Raw genomic sequence first — 14,686 nt, forward strand, 5'->3', positions numbered from 1 at the left:
CAAGACCAATGGTGGTAATCTTCGTCATGGTGGATGGCTCCTCAGATGGATCTTACAACGGACCCATCTTGGCACATCAGATGCCGCTGGCGGGCGCCGTCCACCACATCACCGAAATGTTTGTTCTCGGGGATATTTTCGAGAGTTCTTCGTTGGATTTGTCCTCAGCCTACTGATTTTGATAGCAGGCGTGAATGTCGTGCACGCGAAGGAATTCGACCAGAAAGCTCTCGACATCTATCTGAGGGCGGCCTTTGCACAGACACAACAACTCGTGAAATTTGCTCGCCCTCCCAGGATATCAATATACTGCGGGAGTGACGATTGTGGCTTGGCCGCTCAAGAGCTTAGCGACATTTTAATGGCAAGAATCGTTGACAGTGTATCGGCAGGCAGTGATGCAGAAATAGAAGTTCTGCTGCTTTCAAATGCGGACGAACAAAAGCAGCCGCGTCAGTACTTTGCAAAAGAAGGCGAAAAGCTTAGCACGGTAGCTCATCCAGATTGTTACCTCTTGCAATCGAGACGCGGATTTGAGGTCGTCAAGGTAATAATAGGCGTCGCGGTCAATGCCGGTGTCAACGAAAACGTCTTATGTGTTTTAAATGAAATTCTAAGGGGATCTGGCGTTACCATGCAAGGTAGCTATCCCGAGTACCTTAAATGGTATTTGAACTTAGATGCGGACAAACTTGCAATTGCCCGCAATGGATTCTCGCTGCTTATCGCAATTCATTTTTTGGAAGTGACCAGTCCGGGACAGGACAAGGCAACTGTTGAGAAGGTCCTAAAGGACAAGCTTAAGATCAATCACTGAGGGAGCAATCATCACGAGTTTCGGTGACAGTGCATTTAATTGGCAACGGCCGCTCCGTCGCGGTGCTGCTTGACCTTGCGGGCCAAGGCGTGAGATTTGGGAAATATCACGATCGCACCCATGCGCCGGGAAGAATGAGCCGGCAGAAAACCATGGCTGGTTAAAATCCGGTTAATCCGCGATCAGGGCGAGCCGCATATCCACAAGTTTAGCCAAAGCGTTGATATGGCCTGACGAAAGGTCGCTTTGCCGCTTCGGGCATGGCATCGTCCGGCAGGGAACTTTTGGGCGTGGAAAATGACGGACGAGGAAATCGGTCAGATTGCCGAGCGTTTTGTCCGTTCGGAATGGGAGCGTCTCGGGATCACCGGCCTGGACGGAACGGGGGCCTCCTTCGTGGACGAAGTGCGCCGCGAGGCCGACCGCCTCAAGCGCTCCATCGCCATCCTCACCTCTCTCGGATTCGAGATCCGCCTCAGGCCTTAGGTCTTCCTACAATTTTATCCGTTACCTTAAGGCAACCGATAGCAGGTCCGGATAAGTCTTCACCTCCGGGCAAACGCCGTCCGGGCGAGGGAGAAGATACCGAATGCCTGCCACGAGCACGATCTCACCAACCGGCAATGCCTATGTCGACGGCGTGCTGTCCGGCGACAAATGGGCCGTCAGCAGCTTCACCTACAGTTTCCCGACGAGCGCCTCCTTCTATGGCTCGGGCTATGGTTCGGGCGAACCCTCCTCCAATTTCGAGGGGCTGAACGCCACGCAGCAGGAGGCGGTGCGCGACATCCTCGCCGGCTATTCGGCGGTCGCCAACATCACCTTCACGGAAATCACCGAAACCTCGAGCCAGCATGCCGATATAAGGCTCGCCATGTCGGACAAGCCCGGCACCGCCTGGGCCTATTATCCCACCACGCTCGCCGAGGGCGGCGATGCCTGGTTCAACAATTCGAAGGGCTATTACGACAATCCGGTCCTCGGCAACTATGCCTATGCCTCGTTCATGCACGAGCTCGGTCATGGCATGGGCTTGAAGCATCCGCACACGGTTGACGGCTCGTTCGGCGCGATGCCGCTCGATCGCGATTCACTCGAATATTCGGTGATGAGCTATCGCTCCTATATCGGCCAGTCGACCAGCGGCGGCTATACCAATGCCTATGGCAGCTATCCGCAGTCGCTGATGATGTACGACATCGCCGGCCTGCAGAAGATGTATGGCGCCAATTTCAGTACGAACAGCGGCAACACGACCTATACATGGAGCACCACGACCGGCGAGATGTTCATCAATGGCGTCGGCCAGGGCACGCCGGCCGCCAACAAGATCTTCCTCACCATCTGGGACGGCGGCGGCAACGACACTTATGACTTCTCGAATTACAGCACGGGCGTCACCGTCGATCTGCGGCCCGGAAACTGGTCGACCGCGTCCAGCGCGCAGCTGGCGGTGCTCCACTATGACGGCTCGAAGGTCGCCGCCGGCAATATCGCCAACGCATTGCTCTATAATGGCGACCTGCGCTCGCTGATCGAGAACGCCATCGGCACCTCGGCCGCCGACGTGCTCATCGGCAATGCCGCCAACAACATGCTCGATGGCGGCGCCGGCAATGACCGGCTCACCGGCGATGCCGGCAACGACACGCTGCAGGGCGGCGAGGGCAGCGACACGGCCGTGTTCAGCGGCCTGCGCTCGCAGTATCAGGTGACACAGCTTTCCGACGGCTCGCTCAGCGTGGTCGACCTGCGCAGCGGCGGGCCCGACGGCTCGGACATCGTCTGGAACGTCGAGCAGTTCCAGTTCAGCGACAAGACCTATACGCTGGCGGAAGTGCTGGCCGACCCGCCGCCGCCACCGCCCGAGCCACCGCCGCCCAGCGGCCTTACGCTGACCGGCACCTCCGCCAACAACACGCTGAAGGGCTCCGCACTCGATGACATCATCTCCGGCCTCGGTGGCGCCGATGTGCTCTATGGCTATGCCGGAGCCGACACGCTCGACGGCGGCACCGGCAACGACAAGCTCTATGGCGGCGACGGCAACGACCTGCTGATCGGCGGCGCCGGCCGCGATACGCTCAGCGGCGGGGCCGGAATCGACACGGCCTCCTACGCCAATGCGACGGCCGGGGTGGTCGCCAGCATGACGACCACCTCAGGCAGCAAGGGCGATGCCTATCGCGACACCTTCTCCAGCGTCGAGAACATCATCGGCAGCGACTTCGCCGACACGCTCAGCGGCAACAGCTATGCCAACACGCTGACGGGCGGCCTGGGCAACGACAAGCTGAACGGGGCGGGCGGCAACGACACGCTGATCGGCGGCGCGGGCGCCGACACCCTCAATGGCGGCTCCGGCACGGACACCGCGGTGTTCTCGGGCGCCTCGACCGACTACAGCTGGGTGAAGAATTCCGACGGCTCGTGGACGGTGACGGATCTGCGTGCCGAGTCTCCCGATGGAACGGACAGGCTCGTCAGCATCGAGCTGGCCCAGTTCAGCAATGGCCAGTTCACCTCCAGCGTGGCGGCCACGCAAACCGCGACCGCCACGGCCCATGGCGAGGGGTTCGACCTGGATCAGCTGCCGCTGCCGGTCGATACCGATCACCGCTGGGACTGGCAGAGCTTCCATGACAACTGGCTGGCCAGTTTGGACCGAGGGTTCCTGCTCGGCTAGATGGTCATGAGTTCAGTTCGTGCCATCCACCCTCACCCTGAGGTGGCCGCGGAGCGGCCCTCGAAGGGTCTTGTGCAGCAGGCTCGGCTCTATCCTGAGGGATGCTTCGAGGCTCGCTTCGCTCGCACCTCAGCATGAGGGTATTTGAAGAAGGCGATTTCGATGGTTGACTGGATTTCGATCGAGCAGTGGGCGCAATGCGAAAGCATGGCGCGGTCCGGAATCGTCTTCGAGATCCGCAACGCCCATGGGCAGACCATGATGACGGCCTGCGTGCCTGAAGTGCCCAGGGCGCCCTTCGACTGGACGGGACCGCCCATCGAGTTTCGCCCGGTGGCGCAGCCTCCCGCCAGGCACTCAGAGCCGCTTCCGAGCCCTTCGTGACCCGATGGCCGGGATGCTCAGGGCGGCGCCGGGGGGCGGCACGGGACTGTTAACGGATCATGTATCGTTGCGGCCTATAATCGCCGGCCGATTGCGATCCCGGCGACCATCGACGGCACAAAGTCTGATACATCCATGCCCCCATTGACGGCCCATCCCGCTTCCGAGCTGCGCCAGGCCCTTGCGCACTTCAAGGGCACGTTCCTGTGGGTCGCGTTCTTCAGCGGCATCATCAATGTCCTGATGCTGACCGGTGCCATCTTCATGCTCGAGGTCTATGACCGCGTCCTGCCGAGCGGCAGCGTGCCGACCCTGGTGGCGCTCGCCATTCTCGCCGCCTTGCTGTTCGGCGCCCAGGCGCTGCTCGATGTCATCCGCTCCCGCATCCTGGTGCGTGTCGGCAATTCCTTCAACCGCTCGCTCGGCACGCGCCTGTTCGATGCCGTGCTGCATCTTCCCCTTGCCCAGCGCAGAAGCGCCGACGGGCCGTCGGCGCTGCGCGATCTCGACCAGATGCGGTCCTTCATCTCGGGCGGCGGGCTTCTGGCGCTGTTCGACCTGCCCTGGATACCGGCCTATCTGGCCTTCTGCTTCGCCCTGCATTTCTGGATCGGCATCACCGTCACCATCGGGGCCCTCATCCTGCTTTCCCTCACCCTCACCACCGAATTCCTGACCCGCAAGCCCGCGGCGGAAGCGAGCCTCAGCGCCAACCAGCGCGACGGCTGGACGCAGGCCTGCACGCGCAATGCGGAGGCCGCCACGGCCATGGCGATGAAGGGGCGGCTCATGGCGAAGTGGGAGAAATTCAATGCGCGCTTCCTCGCCGCCCAGGAACGGGCGCATGACATTAGCGGCGGACTGGGCGCCGTGTCGAAGGCGCTGCGCATGGTGCTGCAATCGGCCGTGCTCGCGGTCGGCGCCTATCTCGTCATCCATGGCGAGGCGACGGCCGGCATCATCATCGCGGGCTCGATCCTGAGCGCCCGGGCGCTGGCGCCGGTGGAGCAAGCGATCGCGAACTGGCGCGGCTTCCAGGCGGCGCGCCAGGGGGCAAGACGCCTCAACCGGGTAATCGACGACCTGCCGACGCAATCCCTGCAGCTGTCCCTGCCGAGACCCAAGTCAAGCCTTTCCGTCGAGAATGCCGGCATCTCGCCGCCAGGCGCATCGATGCTTGCGATCAGCGATGCCAGCTTCAGCGTTGAGGCCGGCACGGCGCTCGGCATCATCGGGCCGAGCGCTTCCGGCAAGTCATCCCTGGCGCGGGCACTGGTCGGCGTCTGGCCCGTGGGACAGGGCAAAATCTGCCTCGATGGGGCGGCTCTCAAGCTCTGGCCGCAGAAGACGCTGGGCGACAGCATCGGCTACCTGCCGCAGGAGGTGCAGCTCTTCGACGGCTCGATCTCGGAGAATATCGCGCGCTTCGCGCCCGAGGCCATGCCTGAGGACATCATCGCCGCGGCGCAGGCGGCGGGCGTGCATGAGATGATATTGCGGTTTCCGTCCGGCTATGAGACGCGCATCGGTGAGGGCGGCGCCTTGCTGTCGGCCGGCCAGAGGCAGCGCATCGCCCTGGCGCGCGCCCTCTATCAGGACCCCTTCCTCGTCGTCCTCGACGAACCGAATTCGAATCTCGATTCGGAGGGAGAGGAAGCGCTCACCCGCGCCATCCTCGGTGTGCGCGAGCGGTCGGGCGTCGTCATCGTCATCGCGCACCGGCCCAATGTGCTCGCGGCGGTCGACATGCTGCTGGTGCTGGCGGAGGGCCGGGTCCAGGCCTTCGGCAGCAAGGCCGATGTGCTGCAGCGGGTTCGCCGGCCCCCGGCCGTCGCGGTGGTGGGAGGCAGGTCGTGACCGTCGCGGGTGAAGGGGAGAAGTCGATCGGACGCCACGTAAAGCTCGGCCTCGCGGTCGTGGTCCTGCTTCTCGGCGGCATGACGAGCTGGGCCGTGGCGACCAAGCTGGCGGGCGCCGTCATTGCGCCCGGAATCCTCGTCGTCGAAAACAATGTGAAGAAGGTGCAGCACCCGACCGGTGGGGTGGTGAAGGAGCTCAGGGTCAAGGATGGCGACAAGGTCGCGGCGGGCGATCTCCTGATCCTGCTCGACGGCACGCAGGCCAGCGCCAGTCTCGCCATCATCCTGGGCGGCCTCGATGAGCTGGCGGCGCGGAAGGCGCGGCTCGAGGCGGAGAGCGAAGGAACCGATGAGGTCGCCTTCCCGGCGGAGCTTGCTGCGCGGGCAGGCGAGGCCGGTCTCAAGAAGATCCTCTCCGGCGAGCAGACCCTGTTCGCGCTCAGGAAGACCGAGAGGGCGGGCCAGAAGCGGCTCTTGCGCGAGCGGATCGCGCAACTGGGGCAGGAGGTCGACGGCTTCACCGGACAGGCGCAGGCCAAGAAACGTGAGATCGTGCTCGTCGCCAAGGAGCTCGAGGGCACGCGGCAACTCTACCAGCAGGGCCTGATGACGCTGGCGCGCCTGACCGATCTCGAACGCAGCGCCGCGCGGCTCGATGGCGAAAAGGCGCAGCTCGTCGCCAGCATCGCCCAGGCCAGGGGCAGGATCGCCGAGATGGAGCTCGAGATCATCCAGATCGATCAGAAGCTGCGCTCGGAAGTCGGCGAGCAACTCGCCGATCTCAGGACCAAGCTCGCCGAGCTCGAGGAACGCCGGACCGCGGCGCGCGACCAGCTGGACAGGCTCACCATCACGGCGCCGCAATCGGGCACCGTGCATGAGCTTGCCGTGCATACGATCGGCGGCGTCGTGCGGGCGGCCGAATCGCTGATGCTGATCATTCCGTCCGCGACCGCACTGGCCGTCGATGCGCGCATCATGCCGGCCGAAGTCGATCGGGTTCATCCCGGACAGAAAGTGGCCTTGCGCTTTTCGACCTTCAACCAGCAGATGACGCCCGAGATCGACGGCATACTGATGCGCGTCTCGGCCGATGTCACGCAAGACGAGCGGACCGGGCACAGCTTCTATACGGCCCGGATCGACATCCCGGCCGACCAGCTCGACAGGCTGGGCATGGTCAAGCTGCTGCCCGGCATGCCGGTCGAAACCTTCATCGCGACGGAAGAGCGCACCGTGCTCTCCTATCTGCTGAAGCCGCTGTCGGACCAGGTGATGCACACTTTCCGCCAGGAATAAAGCAGGGCATTCTCAGCTCGTCAAAGCCTTGGCCATCGCTTCCAGGATGGTGACCGCCGAAGCGGCGCCGGGGTCGATATGGCCAAGCGCGCGCTCGCCCAGGCGTGACGACCGGCCTTTGCCGGCGATCATGGACTTCGTCGCTTCCGCGCCATCGCGCGCGGCAGACAAGGCTGCGGACAGGATCGCGGTGGCGTCCTTGCCGGCCGCTTTCGCTTCGGCGGCTGCCGCGGCGGCCGGCGCCCAGGCATCGACCATGGTCTTTTCACCTATTTCCGCCTTGCCGCGGTCCTGGATTCCCCTGGCCATGGCTTCGATCATGCCGGCAATATCGGCGGCCGCGAGCGTCGATTTCTCCTTCATGGCGGCGCCGGCGCGCATCATCGCGGTCGCGTAAAGGGGACCGCTGGAGGCGCCGACCGCATTCAGGAAGGATTTCGCGGCGGTGTTGAAGATCTGCGTGGGTGATGTCGCCGCCACATCGAGAGAGGCGAGCGCGTCGCGCGCCGCCGCGAAGCCCAGCGCCATGGCTATGCCGTGGTCGGCATCGCCGATCACGCCATCAAGCGCGCAGAGCCGCTCCTTGTCGGCCTCGAGCGCCTCGGCGATGCCATTGAACATCTTCACCAAAGCGGAACTGTCGATCGGCATGTCCGTCATCCCCGGAACATCGCGCAATCGCAAGGGTGATCCAGCATCGTCTGCAATTCACCATCGAGGTGATGCAGCGTGAGCGAGGCCCCTGCCATTTCGAGCGACGTGCAGTAATTGCCGACCCAGGTGGCATGGATGGCCACACCCAGATCGGACAGGCGCTGCGCCAGCCTGCGGTTCATGATGTAGAGCTCCATCAGCGGCGTCGCGCCCAGCGAATTGACCAGCACGGCGACCTTGTCGCCGCGCGACAGGCTCATCTCGGCGAGCATCCGGTTGAGCATGGCATCGGTGACCTGATCGGCGCTCTGGAGCGGTCCGCGCGCGACGCCGGGCTCGCCATGAATGCCCATGCCGATCTCCATCTCGTCGGGCCCGATGTCGAAATTGGGCTTCCGCGTCTGCGGCAGCGAGCAGGGGGCGAGCGCCACGCCCATCGTGAAAGTGTGGTCATTGGCCTTGCGCGCGATGCGCTCGCATTCGTCGAAGGAGAGCATGCGGTCGCAAGCGGCACCCGCCGCCTTGAAGATGAAGAAATTGCCGGCGACGCCGCGGCGCTTGGCGCGTTCATGGCGCGGGGCGGAGGCGACGTCATCTGTCGACAGCACAGTGCGGACCTCGATATCCTCCATCTGCGCGAGCTCGGCCGCCATGTCGAAATTCATGACATCGCCGGCATAATTTCCGTACATGAAGAGAACGCCCGCGCCGCCATTCACCGCCTTGGCGCATTCGAGGATCGGGTCGGGCGGCGGCGAGGCGAAGACATTGCCGACGGCCGCGGCATCGGCGAGGCCCTTGCCGACGAAGCCCAGGAAGGTCGGCTCGTGGCCGGATCCGCCGCCAATGACGAGGCCGACCTTGCCGGGACGCGGGCCCTCTTTCGCGACGATGGACCGGGGGCTGCCGGCGACGGCGCGCAAATGCCTCGGATGCGCGGCCAACATGCCGTCCAGCATCTCATCGACCGCTTTCGCCCCGTCATTGACGATCTTCTTGGTGCGCAAGGCAAATCCTCCCTTTGTGAGGGCGGAACACTAGCAAGGCACCGGAAGTCCGCAAGATGCATATTCATTCAAGGACGATGGACAAAGTCGGGCCAAAGCACGAAGCTGCGGCCCATGAGATGCCTCGTCGTCGCCGATCTGCATTACTCGCTGCCGCAATTCGACTGGGTGGTGAACGAGGCCGATCGCTTCGATCTGGTCATCCTGGCAGGGGATCATCTCGATCTGAGCTCGCTGGTGGAAGGCTGGGCGCAGACCGTCGTGGTGCGGAAATATATGGAGCTCCTGCGCAGCAAGACGCATGTCCTCATCTGCTCCGGCAATCACGATCTCGATTCGCGCGATGCCTCGGGCGAAAAGGTCGCCAAGTGGATTTCGGAGTGCCGGCATGCGCGGGTTTCCTCGGATGGCGAGTCCTTCGAGATCGAGAACACGCTGATCTCCGTATGCGCCTGGTGGGATGGCCCGCTGATGCGCGACAGGATAGAAGCCCAGCTCGCGGCAGATGCGAAGCGGCGGACGGGCCCATGGATCTGGGTGCATCACGCGCCGCCCGATCATTCGCCCGTCAGCTGGACCGGCAGCCGGGATTCGGGCGATGCCGTGCTCGGCGCGTGGATCGCGAAATACCGGCCGGATATCGTGCTCTCGGGCCATGTTCATCAATCGCCTTTCGTCAAGGGCGGCTCCTGGGTCGACCGCATCGGATCGACCTTTGTCTTCAATACGGGCTGTCATTCAGGGGCGCCGCCGGCACATATCATGTTCGATACGCAGTCGCGGGAGGCCGTCTGGATGTCGTCGGCGGGGATTCAATCGTTCCGCTTCGACGAGCCCTTCGCGCTGCCGCTGCCGCACCTGCAGCGGCCGCCGGAATGGGTCATGTCTTAGGCGTATCGAGCCGCTCCGAGCCAGGGAGAAATTCCGGCGGCTGCTGATGGACGAGGCTCGCCAGCACCTCGCTCACCATCGCGAGATGGGTGCCGTGTCCGGCATATTGGCGCTTCAGATCGACGAGATAGGTCGTGGCCGAATGGAGGCGCCTGGCCAGCAGGCGCGCGACGAGCAATGTCGTGGCGGGATCCGATTTGAGGAAATCCGCGCCATCGGTGAATTCGTGAACGACCGCCGGCGTCAGGGCGCGAACCGTCGCCGTATGCGGCGTCTCGAGAAGCAGCGACATCTCGCCGAAGATCGCCCCTTTCTCGCTGATCAGGGCCACCTGCGTTTCTCCGCGCGCAACCTCGAGCGTGCCATCGTCCAGGACATAGATGCGGCCCGATGTGGTTCCTTCCGCCAGCAAGACGGTTCCCGCCGCAACGGCGATCTTCCTGGTATCGTCGACAGGGTAGGACCCTCGCTTCATGAAATGGATGTCTCCGACGGCACAGTCTGCCCAAATGTACCGGGATCAGGGTCCATGGACGAGAGTGAAATTCGATCATTGCCATGCCGACGGGTGATTAAAATTTCATCACGCGATTGACAGGCCCCCCTGGCGGCGGCAAGAACCCTGCCGGTGCTTCGGTAATAGCCGCCCGCCATCCATGGCCGATCGCCTCAACGTCAATCGAGAGGTCCGCTATGCGCCAGATGAGCGCCGAAACCCATATCCATGATGATGCGATCCGGCCGGTGATAGAGAAGCTCCGCATCGAGCATCGCGACTACGAGATCGATACCGGTGTGACGGATAAATGGGAATTCCGTACCCATTATGGCTCACTCACCGCTGAGCTGGCCCCGGGCTGCGCGCATATCAAGGTGTTCGCAGCCGACGAGACCTGCCTTTCCTATATGAAGATGGCGGTGGCCGCCCATCTCGCGGAGCATTTCGGCGATACGCGCGGCCTGAGATGGCAGGGCGACGGGCAGGATGCCGGCCGGCCGGTGTTCTTCCGTGAGCTCCGCGTGGTGGCGGCAAGAAACCTCTCGCCGCATCTGCGCCGGCTGCGCTTTCAAGGCGCCGACCTGCAGCGCTTCAGCCATGGCGGGCTGCATGTGCGCCTGCTGTTGCCGCCTAAGGATCGCGCGCCCGTCTGGCCGACTGTCGGTCAGGATGGGCTCATCCTGTGGCCCAAAGGTAACGACGCGCTGACCATCCGCGTCTATACGATCAGGGCCATCGATCCTGCGGCCGGCTGGGTCGATATCGATTTCGTCATCCATGCGGGCAGCCATTCGCCGGGCTCTGCCTTCGCCGAAATGGCTGTCCCCGGCGATGTGATCGGCATGATCGGACCGGGCGGCGGCGATGTGCCCGATGCCGGCAATCTCCTGCTCCTCGGTGACGACACGGCGCTGCCGGCCATATCGCGGATTCTCGAGCAGCTGCCGCCGGCGACGCGGGCAGAGGCGATCATCGAGGTCGATTCACCTGCCGATGCCATCGCACCTCAACGTGAGGGAACCCGGATCACCTGGCTCTATCGCGAAGGACGCGCCGCCGGCACTACCGGCCTCTTGGTCGAGGCCTTGCGCGCCTTAGGGCCTCATGCGCCGGAGCCCGATCTTTATGTCTGGGCGGCTTCAGAGTTCCAGGATTTTCGCGCCATCCGCAGCATCTTCCGCAAGGCGTGGGGCCTGAAGCGCGACCGGCATCTCGCCGTCGCCTATTGGCGGCGCGGCGTTGCGGGCGAGAGCGATGATGAAAGCGAGGAAGGGTAAGAGACCACGAACGCCATGGCCGGAATGGCGATCAGCGCGAGGGCGCCCGCCATGCCGAAGAGCGCGCCATAGCCGAACCACTCGGCGCCATAGCCCGCCGCCACGCCGCTTGCCATGCTGATGAGCGCGTCCATGCATTGGAACAGCGTGAAATCGACACCCGCCTGGTGCGGGTCCGACCAATGCATGAACTGGGCATAGAGCGCCACGAAGCCCAGCGCCATGACGCCGGACGAGCTCACGATGGCGACAGCCATCAGCAAGGGCTTCGAGCCCTGGGTCAGGTCGAATGTGGCGAAGAAGAACAGAGCGGCGGCCTGGAGTGCGAGTGCCAGAATGAGCACCGGCCGGGTGCCCCAGAGCCGGACCAGCGCGCCGCCGAGCAAAGCCGCGGCGAGGCCGACGAACATGCTGCCGGCGCCATTGACGATGCCGACGCCGGCGAGGTCGAGCCCGGCATCGATCATGAAGGGCCCTAGCATGGAAAGAGCAGCCTTGTGGGCGATGATATAGATGGCGGCGGCCAGAAGTCCGCGGCGGATCTCGGGCCGGCGCAAGGCGGCGATGAGTGAAGGCTTGTGCGTATGCGCGGCACCCGCCACAAGCCGCGCCGGGCCCAGCAGGAAAGGCAAACCGATGAGGGCGATGAGAGCAGCCATGGCGGTGACGGCCGACGCCCATCCCCAACCGGCGACCAGAACGAGAAACAGACCGGCGCCAATGGCCGAGCCCAGATAGGCGCCGCCGACCTGCGCGGCATTGCCCCAGCCGTGATGGGCGGTCGCCAGATTCTGCACGGCAAAGCCGTCGCAGGCGATGTCGACGGTCGAGGCGGCGAAGGCGATGAGCATCAGGCAGAGGAGAACGGGAAGCGATAGCTGGGGACCGAGCCCGGCGAGCGCCGCAAGCCCCGAAAGGGAGAGAAGCCCGCCTGCCGCGATGATGGCGCCGCTGCGGTCTCCGCCCACGGCCGGACGGCGATAGCGTTCGATGGCGGGCGACCACAGGAACTTCAGGGCCCAGGGCAGGATGACCAGCGAGAGCAGGCCAATGCGGTCGAGCGCCATGCCCTGGTCGCGCATGACCGCCGGCAGGCTGGTCCAGGTGATGCCGCCGATGATGCTCTGGGCCACATAGAGGCCGCCAATGCCGAGGACGATGGCGGGGGGCGATGAGGTTGCTTTCGGCGCGCCGACCATGACGATCAGAACCGGTAGCGCAGGCTGGCGGTCAAAGCGCGACCTTCGTCGCGGTAGCAATAGCCGGCCGAGCAGATCGCATCCTGGCTGTCGAGAAGATTGCGGGCGTTGATCTGCAGTTTGACGCCTTCGAGGCGCGGGTCGCGATAGCCGAAATCATAGGAGAGGGCGGCGTCGAGGAAGGTCCGCGCATCGTTCTTGAAGCTGTTGAGATCATCGCCGAAGCTTTCGCCGGCGAAGCGCAGGCCGGCGCCGACGCCCACGCCGCGCAATTCGCTCTCATGGAACTGGTAGTTGCCCCATAGCGCGAAAATATGGTTCGGCGTGGCGGAAAGCTCGTTGCCCTCGGTTCCTTCCGCGCCCTTTTCGATCTTCATGCGCAGATAAGTGTAGGAGGCGATGAGATCGAAGCCTTCGGCCAGCGAGGCCTGAGCCTCGATCTCGAAGCCTTGCGAATTGAGATCGAGCTGGCGCTGCTTGTTGATGCCGGTCGAAGCATCGAAGACGACACCGTCCTCCTGGTCGATGTCGAAGAGGGCCGCACTCACCACGGCATTGGCGCCGGGGATCTCGTATTTGACGCCGATCTCCTTCTGGGTGGCGATGGTCGGGCGCGCCACATGGGTGACATCGCTCGTCACATCGTCATAGACGAAGCCGATATTGGGAGAGAACGAGGTCGAATAATTGGCATAGGGCACGATGCCCCAGGGCGTCTGATAGGAGAGGCCGATCCGGCCTGAAAAGGCATCGTCCTTCTGCTTCGTCTCGCTGCGGTCGGCGGCGGTCGAAGTCGTGTCCACCCAGTCATAGCGGCCGCTGGTGAAGAGCGTGAAGTTGTTCCATTCCATCTGATTGTGCAGATAGAGTCCGAGCTGGTCCATGTCCTGGCCGCCGAAATAGGGGACGGGGGCGTTCCTGATGTCGTCCACCGACACATAGGACAAGCCGCTATGGGCGTCGTAGCGCGACCACGAATATTCGATGCCGGCGATCGCGGTGTTGCCGACCTCGCCGACATTGAATTCGACCTGCATCATATTGTCGGCGATGAAGTTCTCCATGTCCTCGGTGTAATGGCCCCAATAACGTTCCAGCGGCTGGTCGGCGCCCACCGAATAATGGCCGCTATATTCGAGATCGGCATCGACGGCGCTGTAGCGGAGATTCTGGCGGAGGGTGAGGACGCTGTTGAAGCGGTGCTCGAACTCATAGCCGATGCGGCCCTGCTCCTGGTCGAAATCATTCCAGGCCGGATCGCCTTCATAGAGGTCCGACACCTGGCCATAGGCCGGGTTGTAGAAGGCGGCGGTGCCGCCGGTGAAGCTCTCGGAATATTCGCCGAGAATGGTGAGCCTGGTGTCCTTGCTTGGCTTGAAGGTCACAGCCGGCGCCACATAGCGCTTGTCGTCCGGATAACCTTTGAGGTCGGTATCGCTGTCCCGTCCGAGCGCGGTGAAGCGATAGAGAATACGGCCGTCATCGGTCACCGGGCCTGAGGCATCGAAGGCCGCCTGATAGCGGTCATGCTCGCCCATGAGGATCTCGACCTCGCGATAAGGCGTGTCCTTGGGCCGCTTGGTGATGACATTGACGATGCCGCCCGGGCCGCTCACGCCATAGAGCGATGAGGCGGGGCCTTTCAGGATGGTGACGCCTTCGATACCATAGGGCTCGGTCTTGAACCAGGCCGACGGACCGTTGTATTGACGCAACGCGTCGCGGAACATGCCGTTGTAGTAGGCCTGGAAGCCGCGCAGAAAGAAGGCGTCATAACGGGTGTCGAAGCCGTAGGAATAGGGATTGGCGCTCGCCGTATAGCCCAGCGCGTCATTGAGGGTGCGCGGTTTCTGGTCCTCGATCTGGTCCTGGGGGACGATCGAGACAGCCTGCGGGATCTTGACGATCGGCGTGTCGATCTTGGTGCCGTCGCGGTCGCGCTTGGCCACGTAGCCATCCTGCACCAGCGTGTCGTCGCTCTCGGCTTCGAGAACGATGGGATCGAGCAAGGTTTCCTCGGCATGGAGAAGCTGAAGCCCATGGAGAAAAGCAGCGCCACTCAGCAGAAACACGCCCGGCCGCAGCGTGGTCGATCTCATCGTCATTCGGATCCC

The 14,686-nt window shown here is 63.5% G+C and carries 13 protein-coding genes; 8 read left to right on the plus strand and 5 right to left on the minus strand.

The window, feature by feature from the left end; genetic code table 11:
- The 6 genes from DT068_RS08155 to DT068_RS08180 all read left to right on the plus strand — a co-directional run.
- Positions 1–817, plus strand: an 817-nt coding sequence (locus tag DT068_RS08155) for a hypothetical protein (RefSeq protein ID WP_162914065.1), incomplete at its 5' end; no start/stop codon positions are given.
- A 297-nt stretch (positions 818–1,114) separates the two neighbouring features.
- Positions 1,115–1,303, plus strand: coding sequence for a hypothetical protein (locus tag DT068_RS08160; RefSeq protein WP_119389336.1), 189 nt, complete (start codon positions 1,115–1,117; stop codon positions 1,301–1,303).
- Positions 1,304–1,406: 103 nt separating this feature from the next.
- Complete coding sequence (locus DT068_RS08165) at positions 1,407–3,503, plus strand: M10 family metallopeptidase (RefSeq protein ID WP_119389337.1); 2,097 nt, start codon at positions 1,407–1,409, stop codon at positions 3,501–3,503.
- Positions 3,504–3,665: 162 nt separating this feature from the next.
- The gene (locus tag DT068_RS08170; protein ID WP_119389770.1) at positions 3,666–3,887 is read left to right on the plus strand and encodes a hypothetical protein; all 222 of its coding nucleotides are present in this window, start codon (positions 3,666–3,668) and stop codon (positions 3,885–3,887) included.
- A 135-nt stretch (positions 3,888–4,022) separates the two neighbouring features.
- Positions 4,023–5,744 (plus strand): type I secretion system permease/ATPase, encoded by a 1,722-nt coding sequence (locus DT068_RS08175; RefSeq protein ID WP_119389338.1) that lies wholly within the window; start codon positions 4,023–4,025, stop codon positions 5,742–5,744.
- The gene (locus DT068_RS08180; protein WP_119389339.1) at positions 5,741–7,045 is read left to right on the plus strand and encodes an HlyD family type I secretion periplasmic adaptor subunit; all 1,305 of its coding nucleotides are present in this window, start codon (positions 5,741–5,743) and stop codon (positions 7,043–7,045) included. Before DT068_RS08175 ends, DT068_RS08180 begins: the two co-directional genes overlap by 4 nt.
- A 12-nt stretch (positions 7,046–7,057) precedes the next feature.
- Here the strand turns inward: DT068_RS08180 and dhaL are convergent, their stop codons facing one another.
- Together dhaL and DT068_RS08190 are read right to left on the minus strand one after the other, a co-directional pair.
- Entirely contained in the window at positions 7,058–7,696 is a 639-nt protein-coding gene (dhaL, locus tag DT068_RS08185; protein ID WP_162914066.1) for a dihydroxyacetone kinase subunit DhaL, read from the minus strand.
- 5 nt (positions 7,697–7,701) lie between these two features.
- Entirely contained in the window at positions 7,702–8,706 is a 1,005-nt protein-coding gene (locus DT068_RS08190; protein WP_119389341.1) for a dihydroxyacetone kinase subunit DhaK, read from the minus strand.
- Between the two features lie 114 nt (positions 8,707–8,820).
- Between DT068_RS08190 and DT068_RS08195 the strand changes: the two genes are divergently transcribed.
- Positions 8,821–9,597 (plus strand): metallophosphoesterase family protein, encoded by a 777-nt coding sequence (locus DT068_RS08195; RefSeq protein ID WP_119389342.1) that lies wholly within the window; start codon positions 8,821–8,823, stop codon positions 9,595–9,597.
- Here the strand turns inward: DT068_RS08195 and DT068_RS08200 are convergent.
- A complete protein-coding gene (locus tag DT068_RS08200; RefSeq protein WP_119389343.1) occupies positions 9,587–10,072 on the minus strand; it encodes a Crp/Fnr family transcriptional regulator in 486 nt (161 codons plus the stop codon). The two genes, DT068_RS08195 and DT068_RS08200, sit on opposite strands and share 11 nt — an antisense overlap.
- Positions 10,073–10,290: 218 nt before the next feature.
- Here DT068_RS08200 and DT068_RS08205 point away from each other — a divergent pair, with 218 nt between their 5' ends.
- The gene (locus DT068_RS08205) at positions 10,291–11,373 is read left to right on the plus strand and encodes a siderophore-interacting protein (protein ID WP_119389344.1); all 1,083 of its coding nucleotides are present in this window, start codon (positions 10,291–10,293) and stop codon (positions 11,371–11,373) included.
- Here DT068_RS08205 and DT068_RS08210 read toward each other — a convergent pair.
- Together DT068_RS08210 and DT068_RS08215 are read right to left on the minus strand one after the other, a co-directional pair.
- Complete coding sequence (locus DT068_RS08210; protein ID WP_119389345.1) at positions 11,319–12,572, minus strand: MFS transporter; 1,254 nt, start codon at positions 12,570–12,572, stop codon at positions 11,319–11,321. The genes DT068_RS08205 and DT068_RS08210 overlap by 55 nt on opposite strands.
- Before the next feature lie 5 nt (positions 12,573–12,577).
- Positions 12,578–14,677 (minus strand): TonB-dependent siderophore receptor, encoded by a 2,100-nt coding sequence (locus tag DT068_RS08215; protein ID WP_119389346.1) that lies wholly within the window; start codon positions 14,675–14,677, stop codon positions 12,578–12,580.
- Positions 14,678–14,686 lie beyond the last annotated feature (9 nt).

The organism is Taklimakanibacter lacteus (assembly GCA_003576695.1).
GTDB lineage: Bacteria > Pseudomonadota > Alphaproteobacteria > Rhizobiales > Aestuariivirgaceae > Taklimakanibacter > Taklimakanibacter lacteus.